This is a genomic window from Streptomyces sp. NPDC028305 (assembly GCF_055569495.1).
Window position 1 is genome coordinate 47,689 of record NZ_JBVHTN010000007.1, and the last position, 17,909, is coordinate 65,597.

13 protein-coding genes are annotated in these 17,909 nt (G+C 73.3%); 10 read left to right on the forward strand and 3 right to left on the reverse strand.

Features of this window, described 5'->3' with window-relative positions; translation table 11 throughout:
- Nucleotides 1–111: 111 nt before the first annotated feature.
- Genes ACZ4WQ_RS29965 through aspA form a run of 4 tightly spaced genes read left to right on the forward strand, consistent with a single transcriptional unit; the run spans nucleotide 112 to nucleotide 4,881 of the window.
- Nucleotides 112–882 carry a FadR/GntR family transcriptional regulator gene (locus tag ACZ4WQ_RS29965; RefSeq protein ID WP_468022674.1) on the forward strand — a complete coding sequence of 257 codons (771 nt, stop codon included), beginning with the start codon at nucleotides 112–114 and terminating at the stop codon, nucleotides 880–882.
- A complete protein-coding gene (locus ACZ4WQ_RS29970) occupies nucleotides 879–2,327 on the forward strand; it encodes an amino acid permease (RefSeq protein ID WP_361189787.1) in 1,449 nt (482 codons plus the stop codon). The genes ACZ4WQ_RS29965 and ACZ4WQ_RS29970 overlap by 4 nt, the downstream gene beginning before the upstream one ends.
- Nucleotides 2,324–3,484 carry an asparaginase gene (locus ACZ4WQ_RS29975; RefSeq protein WP_311729560.1) on the forward strand — a complete coding sequence of 387 codons (1,161 nt, stop codon included), beginning with the start codon at nucleotides 2,324–2,326 and terminating at the stop codon, nucleotides 3,482–3,484. Before ACZ4WQ_RS29970 ends, ACZ4WQ_RS29975 begins: the two co-directional genes overlap by 4 nt.
- A complete protein-coding gene (gene aspA, locus ACZ4WQ_RS29980) occupies nucleotides 3,481–4,881 on the forward strand; it encodes an aspartate ammonia-lyase (RefSeq protein ID WP_311729559.1) in 1,401 nt (466 codons plus the stop codon). The genes ACZ4WQ_RS29975 and aspA overlap by 4 nt, the downstream gene beginning before the upstream one ends.
- A 61-nt stretch (nucleotides 4,882–4,942) precedes the next feature.
- Here aspA and ACZ4WQ_RS29985 read toward each other — a convergent pair whose 3' ends face one another.
- From ACZ4WQ_RS29985 to ACZ4WQ_RS29995, 3 genes are all read right to left on the reverse strand, one after another.
- Nucleotides 4,943–6,265 carry a GAF domain-containing protein gene (locus ACZ4WQ_RS29985; protein ID WP_398373099.1) on the reverse strand — a complete coding sequence of 441 codons (1,323 nt, stop codon included), beginning with the start codon at nucleotides 6,263–6,265 and terminating at the stop codon, nucleotides 4,943–4,945.
- 143 nt (nucleotides 6,266–6,408) lie between these two features.
- Nucleotides 6,409–8,832: a SpoIIE family protein phosphatase gene (locus ACZ4WQ_RS29990; protein WP_468022568.1), complete on the reverse strand. Its 2,424-nt coding sequence runs from the start codon at nucleotides 8,830–8,832 to the stop codon at nucleotides 6,409–6,411.
- Between the two features lie 207 nt (nucleotides 8,833–9,039).
- A complete protein-coding gene (locus tag ACZ4WQ_RS29995; RefSeq protein ID WP_311729556.1) occupies nucleotides 9,040–9,786 on the reverse strand; it encodes a GntR family transcriptional regulator in 747 nt (248 codons plus the stop codon).
- 307 nt (nucleotides 9,787–10,093) lie between these two features.
- Here ACZ4WQ_RS29995 and ACZ4WQ_RS30000 point away from each other — a divergent pair, with 307 nt between their 5' ends.
- Genes ACZ4WQ_RS30000 through ACZ4WQ_RS30025 form a run of 6 tightly spaced genes read left to right on the forward strand, consistent with a single transcriptional unit; the run spans nucleotide 10,094 to nucleotide 17,888 of the window.
- Nucleotides 10,094–12,076: an FAD/NAD(P)-binding protein gene (locus ACZ4WQ_RS30000; RefSeq protein ID WP_468022569.1), complete on the forward strand. Its 1,983-nt coding sequence runs from the start codon at nucleotides 10,094–10,096 to the stop codon at nucleotides 12,074–12,076.
- Entirely contained in the window at nucleotides 12,073–13,242 is a 1,170-nt protein-coding gene (locus ACZ4WQ_RS30005) for a C45 family peptidase (protein WP_361189776.1), read from the forward strand. The genes ACZ4WQ_RS30000 and ACZ4WQ_RS30005 overlap by 4 nt, the downstream gene beginning before the upstream one ends.
- A complete protein-coding gene (locus ACZ4WQ_RS30010) occupies nucleotides 13,239–14,852 on the forward strand; it encodes an ABC transporter substrate-binding protein (RefSeq protein ID WP_311729552.1) in 1,614 nt (537 codons plus the stop codon). Before ACZ4WQ_RS30005 ends, ACZ4WQ_RS30010 begins: the two co-directional genes overlap by 4 nt.
- A complete protein-coding gene (locus tag ACZ4WQ_RS30015) occupies nucleotides 14,849–15,781 on the forward strand; it encodes an ABC transporter permease (RefSeq protein ID WP_311729551.1) in 933 nt (310 codons plus the stop codon). Before ACZ4WQ_RS30010 ends, ACZ4WQ_RS30015 begins: the two co-directional genes overlap by 4 nt.
- On the forward strand, nucleotides 15,778–16,707 hold the full coding sequence (locus tag ACZ4WQ_RS30020; protein ID WP_361189771.1) for an ABC transporter permease: 930 nt from the start codon (nucleotides 15,778–15,780) through the stop codon (nucleotides 16,705–16,707). Before ACZ4WQ_RS30015 ends, ACZ4WQ_RS30020 begins: the two co-directional genes overlap by 4 nt.
- The gene (locus tag ACZ4WQ_RS30025) at nucleotides 16,704–17,888 is read left to right on the forward strand and encodes a M24 family metallopeptidase (RefSeq protein ID WP_311729549.1); all 1,185 of its coding nucleotides are present in this window, start codon (nucleotides 16,704–16,706) and stop codon (nucleotides 17,886–17,888) included. Before ACZ4WQ_RS30020 ends, ACZ4WQ_RS30025 begins: the two co-directional genes overlap by 4 nt.
- The last annotated feature ends 21 nt before the right edge of the window (nucleotides 17,889–17,909 follow it).

A 17,909-nucleotide genomic window follows, 5' to 3' on the forward strand; every position in this document is an offset into this window, starting at 1 on the left:
AAGAAACTCCACATAGAGCATAAGCCGGACAAAAGGCACATTCCGTGGAGTCGGGTGCTCTTTGTTGCGGAACTATTGACAACGCTTCCGTGGCCAGCCGAATATCTGCCCGTGAACTTGTCAGACAGCCAGACAGGCCAGGTCCCGGCAGTCCCGTCAGTCCCTCGCCGTGTGAGCGCCATGGAAGCGGTGCTTGCGCACCTTCGCCGCGCCATTGAGCGGGGTGAATACGCGGTCGGGGACAAGCTTCCGTCCGAGGCGGAACTCTGCCGCCGGCTGGAGGTGAGCCGACCGGTACTCCGGGAGGCGCTCCGGGCCCTTCAGACGATGGGGCTCACCGCCTCGCGTACCGGCAAGGGTACGTTCGTCATCTCGAACGGCCCGGTGGAGGACCCCACCTTCGGCGACTACACGGCGAGCGACCTGCTCGAGGTGCGTCGGCACATCGAGATCCCGGTCGCCGGGTACGCGGCCGTCCGCCGCACCGCCGAGGACCTGGACCACCTGAGCCATCTGCTGGAGCGGATGGAGCGGGAGACCGACACCACCGCCTGGGTGGCGATGGACACACTTTTCCATCTGACCATTGCCCAGGCAGCCCGGAATCCTGTATTCCGCAAGGTGATCGAGGAGATCCGCGACGCCCTGGCACGGCAGTCCGCGTTCCTCAACGAGCTCGGTGGCCGGCGGGAGCAGGCGAACCGGGAACACCGGGCGATCGTCGAGGCGCTGTCCGACGGTTCGGAGCCCGACGCGACGGCGGCGATGTCACATCACCTCCAGCGCGTCGAAACAACCCTCACCTCCATCGTGCGACCAGGCCCCGAGGCCGGGCGCGCGACAGGAGTCATGCAATCCCCAATGGAAGGCCAGCAGGAGTGAGCGAGCAGTCCCTCCGGCAGGATGAACGCCGTCAAGAGCCCCACCCGAAGACGCAGTCCCCCGCGCATGTCGACGCGGGGGACGCCGGGTACAGCAAGTCCCTCAAGGCCCGGCACGTCAACATGATCGCCATCGGTGGCGCCATCGGCACCGGGCTCTTCCTCGGAGCCGGAGGCCGGCTCCACAACGCCGGACCCTCGCTGTTCATCGCCTACGCGGTCTGCGGCGTCTTCGCCTTCCTGGTGGTGCGGGCCCTGGGCGAGCTGGTGCTGCACCGCCCCTCCTCGGGCGCCTTCGTCTCGTACGCCCGTGAGTTCCTCGGCGAGAAGGGTGCCTTCGTCGCCGGCTGGATGTACTTCCTGAACTGGGCCACCACCGGTATCGCCGACATCACGGCGGTCGCGACCTACACGCACTACTGGGGCATGTTCACCGACATCCCGCAGTGGGTGATCGCCCTGATCGCGCTCGCCGTCGTGCTGGCGGTGAACCTCATCTCGGTCAAGTTCTTCGGCGAGATGGAGTTCTGGTTCGCGATCATCAAGGTCGGCGCGCTCGTCACCTTCATGGCGATCGGCATCTTCCTGCTGGTCACCCGCCACCCGATCGACGGCAACACCCCCGGCCCCGGGATGATCTTCGACCACGGCGGCGTCTTCCCGCACGGGGTGCTCCCGATGCTCCTGGTCGTCCAGGGTGTCGTCTTCGCCTACGCGTCCGTGGAGCTGGTCGGCGTGGCGGCGGGGGAGACCGAGAACCCCGAGAAGATCATGCCCAAGGCGATCAACTCCATCATGTGGCGCGTCGCCCTCTTCTACGTCGGCTCCGTGGTGCTGCTCTCCATGCTGATGCCGTACACCTCCTACGCGGACGGCCAGAGCCCGTTCGTGACCGTGCTGTCCAACATCGGCGTGCCCTCGGCGGGCGCGGTGATGAACCTGGTCGTGCTCACCGCCGCGATGTCCAGCCTCAACTCCGGGCTCTACTCCACCGGCCGCATCCTGCGCTCGATGGCCAAGTCCGGCTCCGCGCCCAGGTTCACCGGCGTCATGAGCCGCACCCACGTCCCCTACGGCGGGATCCTGCTCACCGCCTTCTTCTGCGTGCTGGGCGTCGTCCTGAACTACGCGGCGCCGAGCAAGGCCTTCGAGATCGTGCTCAACTTCGCGGCGATCGGCATCCTCTCCACCTGGGCCATGATCATGCTGTGCCACCTGGTCTTCTGGCGGAAGGCCAAGGCCGGTCTGGTCCGGCGACCCGGCTACCGGCTCCCCGGATCGCCGTTCACCGAGATCATCACCATCGCCTTCCTCACCTCCGTCCTGGTCCTGATGTGGGCCGACGGCGGACCCAGCCGGCTGACCGTCATGGCGCTCCCCGCGATCGTGCTGGCGCTGGTCCTCGGCTGGTACGCCGTACGCGGCCGGGTGAACGGCCGGCGATGACCGCGACCGACCGCGACAACACCCCCACCACCCTGAACACCTCTCCGGACGCCTTCCCCTTGAACACCTCCTCCGTGAACACCTCCCCCCACACGTATCCCGACGGCCACCGTCCGCTGCCCGCCGAGGCGCCCGAGATCCGCGAGCCGCGCCATGTGCCGCTCGTCCAGGTGATACGCGGCGGGCTCATCGAAGGCGTCCACCACGGGTCGGCCGTGGTGCTGGCCGCCGACGGCCAGGTGCTCCTCCAGGCCGGCGACCCCGACGTCGCGTTCTACCCCCGCTCGGCACTCAAGCCCGTCCAGGCCGTCGCCCTGGTGCGCGCCGGGCTGCCGCTGGACGGCGAGCTGCTGGCGCTCACCGCGGCCAGCCACTCCGGCCAGCAGCGCCACCTGGCCGGGGCCCGGCGCATCCTCGCGCACGGCCCGATCTCCGAGGACCTGCTGCGCAACGTCCCCGACCTGCCCTACGGCGCCCCCGAGCGCGAGGCGTGGCTGCGCGCCGGGCACGGCCCCTCCCGGCTCGCCCAGAACTGCTCGGGCAAGCACGCCGCGATGCTGCTCACCGCCCAGCTGCGCGGCTGGCCCCTGGAGGGCTATCTCGACCCGGCGCACCCGCTCCAGCAGCTGATCGCCGAGACCGTCGAGGACCTGACCGGCCGGCGCGTCGCCCAGGTGACGGTCGACGGATGCGGCGCCCCGCTGTTCGCCGTCTCGCCGCGCGGGCTGGCCCGCGCCCTCGCGCGGATCGCCGCCGCCCCGGCGGACACCCCCGAGGGCCGGGTCGCGGCCGCCATGCGCGAGCACCCCGAGATGGTCGCCGGGACCGGGCGGGACGTCGCCCGGCTGATGCGCGCGGTGCCCGGCCTCGTGGCCAAGGACGGCTTCGAGGGCGTCCAGGTGGCCGCGCTGCCCGACGGGCGGGCGCTCGCCGTGAAGATCGCCGACGGGGCGGACCGCGCCCGGATGCCGGTGACCGCCGCCGCCCTCGCCCACCTGGGCGTCGACCCCGGGCTGCTCGCCGAGTTCGCCGAGGCCCCGGTGCTCGGCGGCGGCCGGCCCGTCGGTAGCCTGCGCGCGGTGGACTTGCTCCGCCCCACGTCACCCCCCACCCTCAACCCTCACCCCGCCTCACCAAGGGACACCGCACACCGATGACTGCCACCGGCTTTCGCCGAGAACACGACCTTCTGGGCGACCGTGACGTGCCGGCCGACGCGTACTGGGGCATCCACACCCTGCGCGCCACCGAGAACTTCCCCATCACCGGCACCACCATCGCGGCCTACCCGCACCTGATCGGCGCGCTGGCCGCCGTCAAGGAGGCCGCGGCCCGGGCCAACCAGGACCTCGGGCTGCTCGAGGCGCGCAAGGCCGACGCCATCGCGGCCGCCTGCCAGGAGATCCGGGAAGGCCGGCTGCACGACCAGTTCGTGGTCGACGTGATCCAGGGCGGCGCGGGGACCTCGACCAACATGAACGCCAACGAGGTGATAGCCAACCGGGCGCTGGAGCTCCTCGGCCACGCCAAGGGCGACTACACCGAGATCCACCCCAACGAGGACGTCAACCTCAGCCAGTCCACCAACGACGCCTACCCGACCGCGGTCAAGGTCTCCACCATCCTCGCCGTGCAGGGGCTGCTCGCCGCGATGGAGATCCTGCGCCAGGCGTTCGCCGACAAGGCCGAGGAGTTCCGCGACATCCTGAAGATGGGGCGCACCCAGCTTCAGGACGCGGTGCCGATGACCCTGGGCCAGGAGTTCTCCGCGTACGCGGTGATGCTGGAGGAGGACCAGAGCCGGCTGCTGGAGGCCCAGAGCCTCGTACACGAGATCAACCTCGGCGCCACCGCGATCGGCACCGGCCTCAACGCCCCCGCCGGCTACGCCGAGGCCGTGCGCCACCACCTCGCCGACATCACCGGCCTGCCCGTGGTCACCGCCGCCAACCTGGTCGAGGCCACGCAGGACTGCGGCGCGTTCGTCCATCTGTCCGGCGTCCTCAAGCGCATCGCCGTCAAGCTCTCCAAGAGCTGCAACGACCTGCGGCTGCTCTCCTCCGGCCCGCGTGCCGGGCTGAACGAGATCAACCTGCCGCCGGTCCAGGCCGGGTCCAGCATCATGCCCGGCAAGGTCAACCCGGTCATTCCCGAGGTGGTCAACCAGGTCGCCTTCGAGGTGATCGGCAACGACGTCACCATCACCATGGCCGCGGAGGCCGGGCAGCTCCAGCTCAACGCCTTCGAGCCGATCATCCTGCACTCCCTGTCGGAGAGCATCACGCACCTGCGCGCGGCCTGCCTGACGCTCGCCGAGCGCTGTGTCTCCGGCATCACCGCGAACGCCGAGCACCTGCGGGCGACGGTCGAGAACTCCATCGGCCTGGTCACCGCGCTCAACCCGCACATCGGCTACAGCGCGGCCACGACGATCGCGCAGGAGGCGCTGGCCACGGGGCGTGGCGTGGCCGAACTGGTCCTGGAGAAGGGGCTGCTGCCGGCGGACCGGCTCGCGGCGGTGCTCCGTCCGGAGGAGGTCGCCGGCCGCGGCTGATCCGGCCCGGAGCCCGGTCCTCAAGCTCCCCGGCTACCGCTGGGCGGTGCCCCCCGACACGCTAGATATCGGCGTCGCGGAGGCGCGCCACTCCTGGTGCGGCGCTGAAGGGGAGCAGGTCCTGGAGGCGTTCCGGGTGGCGTACGTCGACGTGGAGCCGGTCGGCGATGCGGTAGGGGCGGTGCGCGAGCACCGCCCCGAAGCTGCGGCGCAGCCGGGACATGGCCGCGCGCACGGTCACCGTCCGCGTCGGGTCGCCGAACAGGTCGTCGGCCAGCTGCGCCGCCGTCCGCCCCTCGGGGGACGCGGCGAGAACCAGCAGCATCTCGGCGTGGCGCGCGCTGAGCTGGTGGGTCCAGGTGCCCGAGGGCCCCGAGAAGGTCAGCGACCACTCGTGCGGACGGCGGACGTCCAGCACCAGCCGGCCCGCGCCGCCCGGCCCGTACGCCCCGCCGGGCTCGTCCGGACCGCCGGGCTCGGAGCCGAGTACCCGCAGCAGATGCCCGCCTGGCAGCGGTTCCACCGTGCACGCCCCGAGCGCGGGCAGCCACACCGGCCCGTCGTGCAGCGCCTTGGGCAGCAGCAGCCGGCGGTCCCGCGGGGTGACGCCGGTGACCCCGGCGATCCAGCCGTGCGGGTCGACCACGGCCGCCTTGCCGTGGATCCGCGCGAGCACCGGGGCCGCGACGGCGCGCAGCCGGTCCAGCTCCCAGCTGTGGGCCAGGCGCAGTTCGCCCTCCGCCCACCGGGCCGTCGCGGTGACCAGGGACAGCACGGTCGGGTGGGCGCTGGCGGCCGGGCCGCTGATGTCCACGATGCCCAGCAGCCGTCCGTCCCGGGGGTCGTGGACCGGGGCCGCGGCGCAGCTCCAGGTGTGGAAGGCGCGTACGAAGTGCTCGGAGGAGTGCACCCGGACGGGCGCCCGGACGGCAAGCGCGGTGCCGATGCCGCTGGTGCCGGCGACGTCCTCGGCCCAGTGGGCGCCCTCGGTGAGCGCGATGCCGTCGGCGTGTCTGCGCACCCCGCGGTGGCCGTCGATCCACAGCACCCGGCCGTCGGCATCGGTGATGATCATGATGTGTCCCGCCGCCTCCGCCGCCTCCAGCAGACCGGTGTGCAGGGTGGGCAGCACCTCGACCAGCCGGGTCTGGCGCCGGCGCCGCTCCAGCTCCTCGATGCCCAGCAGCCGCGGGGCGCTGCCGCGCTCCGGGTCCAGGCCCAGCCGCAGCATGCGGTCCCAGGACTGTCCGATCACCGGGCGCGCGGGCAGCGGAAGCCGGCCCCGGCTCAGGGCGGCCTCGCGCATGACGGCCATGAGCCGGGCCGATTCGGCGGGGCTCAGGCCGGCCAGCGGGCCGGCGCCGAGCGAGGCTTGAGTTCGCATGGAGATGCGGCCTTCCGTTCCTTGGGTGCCACGCGCCCCGGCCGAACCGGCTTTGTTTCCTTGGCGATTGTAACGACCTGGGGGCGACAGGGATCGGCGTCGCGACGCCGATCCCTGTCGCCCCCAGGTCGTAAGGGCCGACCTCATTCGGAGGGACCAGGCAGGCCCTGCTCGGCCCAGATCGTCTTGCCGGTGGGACCGTGCCGGGTGCCCCAGCGCCGTGTGAGCTGAGCCACCAGCAGCAGCCCCCGGCCGCCCTCGTCGAACACCCGCGCCCGGCGCAGATGCGGGGCGGTGTCGCTGCCGTCGGAGACCTCGCAGATGAGGCTGCGGTCGTGGATCAGGCGCAGCTGGACGGGGCCTTGGGCGTGCCGGATGGCGTTGGTGACCAGTTCGCTGACCACCAGTTCGGTGGTGAAGACCACCTCGTCCAGGCCCCAGGCCAGCAGCTGGTCGGTGGCGTACTTCCGGGCCCGGGCCACCACGGCCGGATCGGAGGGCAGATCCCAGGTGGCCACCTGGCTCGCGTCCAGCGCCCGGGTACGGGCCATCAGCAGGGCCACATCGTCGGCGGGGCGGCCGGGGACCAGCGTGCCCAGCACGGTGCCGCACAGCTCGTCCAGGGACTCGGCGGGCCGGGTGAGCAGCGCGCGCAGCGCCTCCGCCGCCTCGTCCACATCGCGGTCGGGGGCCTGGATCAGGCCGTTGGTGTAGAGGGACAGGACGCTGCCCTCCGCCAGCTCCACCTCGCGGGATTCGAAGGGCAGGCTGCCCAGGCCCAGCGGCGGCCCGCTGGGCAGGTCCAGGTAGTCCGCGGTGCCGTCGGGCCGGGTCAGCACGGGCTGTGGATGGCCGGCGCGGGCGAGCGAGCAGCGCCGCGAGACCGGGTCGTACACCGCGTACAGGCAGGTGGCGCCGGTGACCCCGGTGACCTCGCCGCCTGGCTCGCCCCCCGCCTCGGCGGACACCCGGGTGACGAGGTCGTCGAGATGGGTGAGCAGCTCGTCCGGGGGCAGATCGACATCGGCGAGCGTGCGCACCGCCGTACGCAGCCGGCCCATGGCGGCGGACGCCTGGACGCCGTGGCCGACCACATCGCCCACCACCAGCGCCACCCGGGCGCCGGACAGCGGGATCACATCGAACCAGTCGCCCCCGATCCCCGCCCGCGACCCGGCCGGCAGATAGCGGAAGGCGGTCTCGACCGCGGCGTGGCGCGGCAGGCTTCGCGGCAGCAGGCTGCGCTGAAGGGCCAGGGCGGCCTCGCGCTGGCGGGTGTAGCGGTGGGCGTTGTCGATGCACACCGCGGCCCTGGCCGTGATCTCCTCGGCGAAGAGCAGATCGTCCTCCCCGAACGGCTCCGGGCTCCGGTGGCGGGCGAAGGCGGCGACGCCCAGCGTCGCCCCGCGGGCGCGCAGGGGGACCGCGATCGTGGAGTGGAAGCCGAATTCACGCAGCCGCGCGGCCCGTGCGGGGTCGTCCTCCTCCCACCGGGCGATGGCCTCGGGCGTCACCTCGAGCAGCAACCCCCGCCCCGCGGCCAGGCACTCGGCCGCGGGCGAGTGCTCCGGGTAGACGGCCAGCTTCCCGAGCTCGATCACCACGTCCGGCCTGCCTTCGAGCGCCGACCGCGCGGCGACGCGGCGCAGTACGACGGTGCCGGGCACCGGACCGGGGGGCGGCCCGTCGCCACCGGGGTGGATCGAGGGGAGCAGATCCACCACCGCGAAGTCCGCGAAGCCCGGGGCGGCCACATCGGTCAGCTCCTGCGCGGTGCGCGCGACGTCCAGGGTGGTGCCGATCCGCACGCCGGCCTCGTTGAGCAGCGCCAGCCGCCGCTGCGCCTCGTACCGCACGGTGACATCGTGACCTGACAGGACCACGCCCAGCACCCGGCCGTCGGCGCCGCGCACCGGGGCCAGCAGGGTCGTCCAGGCCGCCTTGCCGCGCGACGGCAGCAGGCTCATCCGCTGCGGCCGGCCCGTCTCCAGCGCCTCGCGCATCTGCCGCTCGATCTCGGCGCCGCGCCCGTCGGCCACGATCTCCGACATGCGCAGCCCGCGCATCTGGTCCTGGCCGAGCCCGACCACGCGCTCCATGTCCGCGTTCGCCCAGCGCAGGAGCAGCCGTTGGTCGAAGACCGCCGTCGTGCAAGGACCCTGCGCGAACGCGGCCCTGATCAGCCCGTCGTCGTCGGTGGCCGGCTCCGTACGGCCCAGCGGGGAGACCACCAGCCACTCGGCGCCGCCGTCGGCCGTCGTCCTGTGGTGGGCCAGCAGGCCGACCCGCAGCGCACTGCCGTCGTGGCGGAGCAGCGTCAGCTTCCCGCTCCACCTGCCCAGCCGCTCCAGGGAACCGGGCAGGTCCGCGACCGCCCCGTCGGCGAGCAGCAGGGCGGCGGGCCTGCCCACCACCGCCGCGCTCGGGTGGCCGAGGAGCCTGCGGGCCCCCTCGCTCCACCCCGTGACGATGCCCCGCTCGTCGATGGTGGCTCGGGCCGTGGCCGCCTCGTCAAAGAGGTCGGCCGACCGGACGGGCCGATCCCGTGTGGTGTCCGGTCGCCTCATGGTCGTTCATCCCACGCTGCCTGGTACATCCGGGCCGGATACATCCGGCCGAGGTCGTGAGAGCAGGCGCGCCGCCACCTGACCGCGGCGGAAGAGCGCCTGGATACTCACATGTTCAAGTATGCATCGGCTGCTCATCTGGCCATCTGCCCATCCACCGCTCTCTCCAGTGAATACCCGCTCGGAGGAAATACCGACCGCCGGCCCTCAGGGGGCGACCGGAAACTCGTACACCAGCTGATAGCGCCCGGCCGTGACCACGATGTCGGCGGTCTCCACCGCCCGGTCACCGCTGTAGTACGTGCGCTCCAGGGCCTCGACCACCGAGCCCGCCGCGATCTCCAGCAGCCCGGCCTCCTCCGCCGAGGCCGTGCGCGCCACCACCGCCTCCACCGCCCGGTCCACCGGCATCCCGATATACGCCATCCGCGCCACGACCCCCCGCCCGGCCAGCGGGCCCGCCTCCGGCAGCACGACCGGCGTCCCACCGGTCAGCTCCAGCGGCTCCCAGCTGGTGGAGACCATGCTGCGGGCGCTGTCCGTCCAGAAGACATACGCGCTGCGCACCACCTGCGCGCCCGCCGCGAGCCCCAGCCGCTCCGCGATCCCCGGCGGCGCGGCCACCGTGGTGGAGGTGCACTCGCGCCGCCCCGCGCCATGGTCCGGCAGGTCCAGCACATACGGAGCGCCGCTGAGCCTCCCGTCGTGCCAGGAGCGCACCATCCGCCGCAGCGCCGCGGGCTCGCGTACGTACACCCCGCTGCCGGCGCGCCCGTAGACCAGGCCCTCGGCCATCAGCACCCGCACCGCGGCCACCGCCACATTGGGTCCGACGCCGTACTCCTCGGCGAGGCGGGCGCGGGAGGGCAGCCGCTCCCCGGCGGGCAGCAGGCCGTCCTCGATCTGGCGGCGCAGATCCCGGGCCACGCGAAGGTAGGCGGGTGGTTCGGTCATCGCGGTTCTTCCGTCTCCTCCGGGCTCGGGCGGGCCGGTGTGACGGACCACACAGCCGCCTACCTGGTGCACCAGGTGCGTCCGCGCGGCGGCCGACACAACGTCGAAAGCCTGGGCCGTCGCGTCATTCCCGGCGGCCGGGAAATCTGATGCATCAGATTAGCGCGCGTTCTCCCAGGGTTTTCCCGGCGGGCCCCAAGTCAGCATTTGAGATTGCCCAAGCGGGCGTTTGACGTGGCGGTGTGCCGACCGCAAAATTCCCTGGCCTGCCGCCTTTCATCAACAGCCCCTGAAATGTGACATCTTTATGAACGATTCCGCCGCACCGCAGCCGGGGCCCGCCCGCGCCACGGCCGACGCCGTGGTGCTCGGGGCCGGCCCGCGCGGTGTCTCGGTGCTGGAACGGCTGGTGGCGCGGGCCCCGGTGACCGGCCCCGCGCTGCGGGTGACGCTGGTCGACCCGTATCCGCCCGGCGCCGGACGGGTGTGGTGGCGCGGCCAGCCGCCGCAACTCCTGATGAACACCATGGTCGCCGACAACACCGTCTTCCCCGATGGATCGGTGCGTCTCGACGCGCCCGTCGCCACCGGGCCGACGTTCTCCGAATGGCTCCGTGACATCGCCGCGCGGGGCCATCTGGATTCCGCCGCCGCGGAATTCGCCGCGCATGCGGATGACCGCGACTACGCGCCCCGCCGGGTCTACGGCAGCTATCTCATGGACGCCCTGGAGCGGATACGCGCCCTCGGCGGGGACCGGGTGCGGATCGAGGTGCGCACCGCCGCGGCGCGGAGCGTGACCCCCGTGCCGGGCCCGCCGAAATCCGCGGATTCCGGCGGCGGTTACGACATCGCGCTCGACGACGGCACCCGGATCACCGCGCGCGCCGCCGTCCTGGCCACCGGCCACCTCGAGGCGCCGTATCCGGCCCCCGAGGGCCCGTCGCCCGAGGTGCTCCAGCTGCCCGGCGGCCACCCCGCCGACTACGCCGTCGACACCATCGCCCCCGGCGCCGAGGTGCTGCTGCGCGGCGGCGGCCTCAACGCTTTTGACGTTCTGGCCCTGCTGACCCTGGGCCGCGGCGGACGCTTCGACGAACACGGTTACACCCCCAGCGGCCGCGAACCGCACATCTGGATCACCACCCGGCGCGGTGTCCCCTTCCATGCCCGCGTGGACACCCCCGGCGTCCGGGTCCCCAGCGCCTTCCTCACCCCCGAGCGGGTCGCCGCCCTTGCCGCCCGCGAGCGCCTCGACTTCCACGCCGACGTCGTGCCCTGGCTGACCGCCGACCTCGAACTCGCCTGGTACGACCGGGTGCTGACGCTGCACGCAGACGCCCTGCCCGACCCCGACGCGCTGCGCCGCGACCTGACCGCCCTGCCGCCAGGCCCGGACCGCGGCCACGTTCTGCGCGCCGCCGTGCCCGAGCCGCTGCGCCTGGACCTGGACGCGATCGCCGAACCGCTGCGCGACCGCCACTTCGCCGACCCCGCGGAGCTGAACGCCTGGTGGGCCGGGCACCTGGACGCCGACCTGGCCGCCGCCACCGATCCCCGGCTGCCGCCCAGGGCCGCCCTCGCCGTCGCCGTACGCCAGGCGCGCCCCGCCCTGCGCACCCTGATCACCGCCGGAAACCTCAGCGGCGAGTCCTACCGGCGCGATGTGCTCGGCTGGTTCAACGGCTTCGCCAACTTCGTCTCCGGCGGCCCGCCCGCGCTGCGCGTCCGCCAGCTGCGCGCGCTGCTCGCGGCGGGCGTGGTCGCCCTGCTCGGCCCGGTCCGCCCGGGCACCCGCTCGGCATCCGCGGTCGTCGAGGACCTCACCGTGCGGCCCGACGCCGTGATCGACGCCTGGCTGCCGGGCACCGACGTCGGCGCCGACGGGCCCGGACTCGTCCGCCGCCTGATCGCGGACGGCCTCGGCCGGGCCCACCGGCTGCCCGCGGCCGCGCCCGGTGCCGCGCCGCTGCCCACCGGCGCGCTCGACGTCCGGGCCCGCGACGGCCGGATACGGCGCCCCGACGGCACCGTGCACCACGCGCTGTTCGCCGTCGGAGTGCCGCTGGAGGGGGTCCGCTGGACCACCGCCATCGGCGCCCGCCCCGGCACCGACGCCGACTTCTTCCACGAGACCGACCGCGTCGCACGGGAGCTGCTGCGCGGCCTCACCCCGCCCCCGCCCGCTCCCGCGGACGTCGGTGTGAGTGGCACCGCACGCCGAGGCCGCGCATCGGCCGCCCCCGCCGGACACCCCCGACACCCCCACAGTGAGGAGAGCCAGCCGTGACCCGCGCAGCCGCAGCCGTCCCCGCCGCCCACCCCGGCCGCTGGCAGGAGTGGGGCCTGGCCCCGGGGTCGGCCACCGCCGCGGCCGACCCCGCCTATCTCGACCTGGCGGGCGACGCCGCCGAACAGGGCCGGCAGCACGGGCGCGCCGCCCGGGACGCGATCGCCGCCAACATCGCCGCCGTGCGCCGCGACATCGCCGAGCTGTGCGCCGACGAGGCGTCCGTCGCCCGCTACCGCCAGTGCCTGGAGGCCAACGCCGACTTCGTCCGCCACACCGACCCCGAGCAGTGGGCCGAGCTGCTCGGCATCGCCGAGGGCGCCGACGCCCCGCTCGACGACATCCTCGCCCTCAACCTCCCCGCCCACATGGTGCTGCGCTGGGTCCCCCAGGAGTGCAGCCAGCTGGTGGCCGCCGGGGACCGCGCCGCGGCCGGCCACACCCTGCTCGCCAAGACCCGGGACATGGCCGGCCACTTCGTGGAACACGTCGTGCTGCGCCGCCGCTACCCCGACGGGCGGCGGCTGGTCGAGGTCACCGTGGCCGGCAGCGTGCTGTGGCCGGGCAGCGGCGTCAACGACTCGGGGCTCGCGATGTCCACCTCCGGCGTGTGGAGCGAGCGCACGAACGTCGACTGGCGGGCCTCGGCCACCGGATGGATCCTCATCAACTCCCACGACCTGCTGCGCCGGGCCCGCACCGCCGAGGAGTTCGCCGGTCTGCTCCGCGCCCAGCCCAGGCTCAGCGGACTCAACATCGCGCTCGCCGACCCGCGGAGCCGGCTCGCGCTGGAGGCCACCGCCACGGGGGTGACGGTGCGCGACGACGCGGACCACCATGTGCTCACCAACCACTACGAGTGTCCGGCCACCGCCCCGCTCGCGCCCGGCCCGGACGAGAACTCGTCCTCGTACCACCGCGCCGACACCGCGGGCCGGGCCCTGCACGCCGCCCGCGGGCTGACCCCCGGCGCCCTGGCCGAGCTGCTCGCCGACCACGACGGCTATCCGCAGGACTCGCTGTGCCGCCACCAGATCGACGGGGCCGGGTCCGAGACCACCTACGCGTCGATCGCGGTGCTGCCCGACCGCGCCTTCTATGTGACCCTCGGCAACCCCTGCGCCTCCGACCGCACGGTCTTCGCACACCAGGAGGGTGCGATATGAACGCCGCCGTACCGCACCCGCCCACCCCGAGCCCGTCCACCCCGAACCTGTCCGCACCGCACCCGTGGCGCCTCACCCGGCGCGGCGCGCTCGGCCTCGGCGCCGGGCTCGCACTCACCCCCGCCCTGGCCGGCTGTCTGCCCGGCGACACCCCGCGCGGCCGGGCCGGCGCCTCGCGCGTCACCATCGGTCTGTCGGCGGCCGTCACCACCCTCGACCCGATGAACACCACCTCGGTGGGCACCGATCTGTCCGTGCTCTCCAGCGTGTACTCCTCGCTGGTCACCCGCCGCCCCGACCTCACCATCGGCCCGGACGCCGCCACCTCCTGGCGGCGCGCCGAACCCACCCGCTGGCGTTTCACGCTCCACCGGAAGGCCACCTTCGCCGACGGCAGCCCGCTGGACGCCGACGTGGTGGTCTGGAACGTCGAGCGGCTGCTCGACGCCGCCAACGCGCTGCGGATGACCTCCAACTTCCCCAGCCTGAAGGCGGCGCGCAAGGTCGACCGGCACACCGTCGACCTCATCACCGCCACCCCGGACGCCGACCTGCTCGGCGCGCTCTCGTTCCTCTACCTGCTCAGCCCCCGCTGGGCGGCCCGCCACCAGCCCGCCACCCAGGCCATGGGCTCCGGCCCGTACGAGATCACCGACTACAGCCCCGGTGGCACCGTCGAGCTGCGCGCCCGCGACGACTACTGGGGCCGCAAGCCCGCCATCCGGCGTGTCACCTTCCGGATCACCCCGTCCGAGCCCGCCCGCGTCTCCGGCCTGCTCTCCGGCGAACTCGACGCCGTCGCCGGGCTCGACCCCCAGGACCTGGACCGGCTGCGCGCCGACCGGGCGCTGCGCACCCAGCGCCTGGACACCACCCGGATGGCGTTCATCAAGCTCAACACTCTCAAGGGCCCGATGCGGGACGTGCGGGTGCGGCGGGCCGTCAACTACGCGGTGGACAAGGCGGCGATCACCGCGAGCCTGCTCAAGAACACCGTCAGGCCCAGCCCCGGCCAGCTGCTGACCGACTACTACTCCGGCTACACCCAGGGCCTGAACGGCTACCCCCACGACCCGGACCGGGCCAGGGCGCTGCTGCGCGAGGCCGGCTACGGCAGGGGCAACCCGCTGAAGGTGACCCTCCGCGTGCCCAGCGGCCAGTACGTGGCGGGCGAGCTGGTCGTCCAGGCGGTGGCGCAGCAGCTGAGCGAGACCGGGGTGAGCGTGAAGATCGACAGCGTGCCGTTCACCGTCTACATGCAGAAGTATCTGCAGGACAAGGCGATGCCCGACATGCAGTACATCACCCAGGCCTGGCCCACCCTCGCGGCCGGCGGCCTCTACGGCCTGTTCGTCTCCGACAGCCCGTATGCCTACTGGGACGACCGGGAGTTCACCGCCGCCGTCGCCGAGGCCCGCCGCACCGAGGGGCGCGCGGCGCGCGACGCCCTGTACGCGCGGGCCGCCCGGCGCGCCCGCGACCAGGCCCCGGTGCTCTTCCTGTTCCCGCAGCCCGGCGTGTCCGCCACCGCCGAGCGCCTCGACTGGCGCGCCCGGCCCGACGACTGGGTGCGCCCCGCCGACATGTCCTGGAAGGGGGCCGCGGGATGATCCGCTTCCTCACCCGCCGCCTGTCCCTGACGCTGCTGGCCGTCTGGGGCGCGCTGTCCGCCGTCTTCCTGGTGCTGCACTCCTCCGGCGACCCGGCCGTCATGATGGCCCCGATCGGCGCCCCGCCCGAGAAGGTGGCGCAGCTCAGCCACGCCCTCGGCTACGACCGGCCGCTCGCCGAGCAGTACCTCTCCTTCTTCGGCGACGCGCTGCGCGGCCACTTCCCCGACTCGCTGACCTTCCAGCAGCCCGCCATGGAGGTGGTCCTCCAACGGCTCGGCGCCACCACGCTGCTGGCCGGCGTCGCGCTCGCCGCTGCCGCGCTCCTGGCCCTGGCCGTCGGCGTCTGGACGGGGTCGCGGGAAGACGGCGGGGCGCGCCGCGAGTGGCCCATGTGGCTGGTGTTCCTCGCCCAGTCGGTGCCCGGCTTCTACGTCGGCGTCCTGCTGGTGTGGATCTTCGGGGTGCGGCTGCACTGGCTGCCCACCTCCGGCGCCACCACCGCCGCGAGCATCGTGCTGCCCGCCGCCACCCTCGCGTGCGGCGTCCTTCCGCCGCTCGCCCGGGTGTTCCGCAACAACCTGCGCGGCGAACTCGCCCGCCCGTACTCCCGCACCGGCACCGCGCTCGGCATGAGCCGCGCCCGGGTGGTGCGCCACGCCGCGTACGGCTCGCTGCTGCCCACCGTCACCGTCCTCGGCCTGGAGGCGGGCGCGCTGCTGGGCGGCACCGTGATCGTGGAGAGCGTGTTCTCCTGGCCCGGCGTCGGCCAGCTCGCCGTCACCGCGCTCCAGAACCAGGACTACCCGCTGGTCCTCGCCGACCTGACGTTCCTGATCCTCGCCTTCGTCCTGGTCAACCTGATCGTGGACCTGCTCTACGGCGTGCTCGACCCCAGGGTCCGCCACCAGGGAAGGGGCAATCGATGAAGCCGCCGCCACCGCAGACCCCGCCCGCGGCCCGCGGCCGCCGCGCCCGACGCCTGCGTCTCGGCGGCGCCGGGGCGGTCGGCGCCGCGCTGCTCGGACTCGTCGTCCTGCTCGCCGTGTGCGCGCCGCTGCTCGCCCCGCACGACCCCCTCGCCCAGGACCTGGCGCACACCAACGCCGCGCCCGGCGAACACGGCTATCTGCTGGGCACCGACCAGCTCGGCCGCGACCTGCTCAGCCGGCTGCTGTACGGCGCCCGCACCCCGCTGCTGGTCGGCGTGGTCGCCGTGGTGTGCGGCGGCGTCTTCGGCACCCTCCTCGGGCTGGTGTCCGGCTTCGCCCGCGGCTGGGCCGACCAGGTCCTCTCCCGCCTCGCCGACATCCAACTCGCCCTGCCCTCGATCCTGCTGGCCCTGCTGGTGCTGACCTTCGGCGGGCAGAGCACCGCCGTGCTGGTGCTGGTGATCGCGCTCACCGGCTGGCCCGCCTACTTCCGGCTGGTCCGCTCGCGCGTGCTCAGCCTGCGCACCATGCCGTACGTCGAGGCCTCCCTCACCCAGTCCATGCCCACCTGGCGGGTGCTGCTGTACGACCTGCTGCCCGGCGTGCGCGGGCTGGTCGCGGTGACCGCCACCCTCGATCTGTCCCGGGCCGTGCTCATGGAGGCCGGCCTCACCTACCTGGGCCTCGGCGCCCAGGCGCCCGCAGCCGACTGGGGGCTGATGGTGGCCGAGGGCCAGGGTCAGCTGCTGGGCGCCTGGTGGGTCGCCGTGCTGCCGGGCCTGGGCCTGGTGGCGCTGGTGATCGGCGCCAATCTGCTCGGCGAGCGGCTCGCCGGGCGCGGACCGGGGCGCCGCCCGGTCAGGACCGTGAAGAACACCGCGACGGCGAACCCGGCTTTGGAAAAGAGGAGCACCACCGCATGACCCCCGACACCCACACCGTCCGCGCCCGCTGGGCCCGCGTCCAGGCCAATCTGCGCGCCGAGGGCGTCGACGCCATGGTCGTCGTCAAGCCGCAGAACACCTTCTACCTCTCCGGCTATACGCCGATGATCTACTCCCACCCGGTGCTCGTCGTGCTGCCCGCCGAGGGCGAACCGGTCTTCGTGCTGCACGCCCTGCGCGCCCACAGCTCCCGCAAGGTGTCCGCCATCACCGACATCCGCCCCTACGGGCGCTGGGCCAAGGAGATCGGCCCCGACCACTGGTGGCAGGTGCTCGCCGAGGTGATGGCCGAGCGCGGGCTCACCGAGGCCAGGATCGGCATCGAGGGCGAGTTCCTGCCGTACAACTACCAGCGCAGGCTCGCCGAGACGCTCCCCGCCGCCACCTTCACCGACACCGGCCGGGCCCTGATGCGCGCCCGCTACGTCAAGGACGCCGCCGAACTGGAGTCGCTGCGCGTCGCGAGCGAGATCGCCGACGCGGGCATGGACGCGGCGCTGGAGGCGGTCGCCGCGCGCCGCAGCGAGGTCGAGGTCGCCTCGGCGGCCATGCGCACCATGCAGGAGGTCTGGAGCAGCCTCTACCCCGACCGGCTCGCCATGGACTTCGGCAACCTCGAGGGCGGCGTCTTCAACGCCTTGTGGTCCTACTCCCTGATCGGCGACCGGGTCCCGATGAACTCCGCCCCGCCCACCGCCCGCCGCCCGGTCGACGGCGAGATCCAGTGGACCGTCATCTGGACGGCCATCGACGGCATGCACGCCGAGAACGAGCGCAGCGTCGCCGTCGGCCGGCTCCCCGCCGAGCGGCAGCGCGCCTTCGAGGCGCTGCTGGCCATCCGCGAGGAGGTCCAGCCGTATCTGCGGCCCGGCCTGAGCTGCGCCGAGGTGTACGAGGCGGCCCGCGAGAGCTATGTGCGCCACGGTTACGGCGACTACCTCCCCGGCCGCATCGGCCACGGCCTGGGCCTCGGCCCCCACGAGCAGCCGAGCCTGGGCCCGCACGACGACCTGGTCCTCGCCCCCGGCATGGCCCTCACCTTCGAACCGAACCTGCGCATCCCCAGCTTCGGCGGGCTCCAGCACTCGGACAGCCTGGTGATCACCGAGGACGGCCATGAGTTCCTCACCCACACCCGACGCGACCTGATCCAGGTCTGAGCCCAACCCACAGAGAGGACG

Bases quoted from the DNA above. Each gene is read 5' to 3' on its own strand.
- ACZ4WQ_RS30020 (WP_361189771.1), top strand. From the start codon at position 15,778: ATGAAGCCGCCGCCACCGCAGACCCCGCCCGCGGCCCGCGGCCGCCGC.
- ACZ4WQ_RS30015 (WP_311729551.1), top strand. From the start codon at position 14,849: ATGATCCGCTTCCTCACCCGCCGCCTGTCCCTGACGCTGCTGGCCGTC.
- ACZ4WQ_RS29990 (WP_468022568.1), bottom strand. From the start codon at position 8,832: ATGAGGCGACCGGACACCACACGGGATCGGCCCGTCCGGTCGGCCGAC.
- ACZ4WQ_RS30025 (WP_311729549.1), top strand. From the start codon at position 16,704: ATGACCCCCGACACCCACACCGTCCGCGCCCGCTGGGCCCGCGTCCAG.
- ACZ4WQ_RS30000 (WP_468022569.1), top strand. From the start codon at position 10,094: ATGAACGATTCCGCCGCACCGCAGCCGGGGCCCGCCCGCGCCACGGCC.
- ACZ4WQ_RS29975 (WP_311729560.1), top strand. From the start codon at position 2,324: ATGACCGCGACCGACCGCGACAACACCCCCACCACCCTGAACACCTCT.
- ACZ4WQ_RS29995 (WP_311729556.1), bottom strand. From the start codon at position 9,786: ATGACCGAACCACCCGCCTACCTTCGCGTGGCCCGGGATCTGCGCCGC.
- ACZ4WQ_RS29985 (WP_398373099.1), bottom strand. From the start codon at position 6,265: ATGCGAACTCAAGCCTCGCTCGGCGCCGGCCCGCTGGCCGGCCTGAGC.
- aspA (WP_311729559.1), top strand. From the start codon at position 3,481: ATGACTGCCACCGGCTTTCGCCGAGAACACGACCTTCTGGGCGACCGT.
- ACZ4WQ_RS30010 (WP_311729552.1), top strand. From the start codon at position 13,239: ATGAACGCCGCCGTACCGCACCCGCCCACCCCGAGCCCGTCCACCCCG.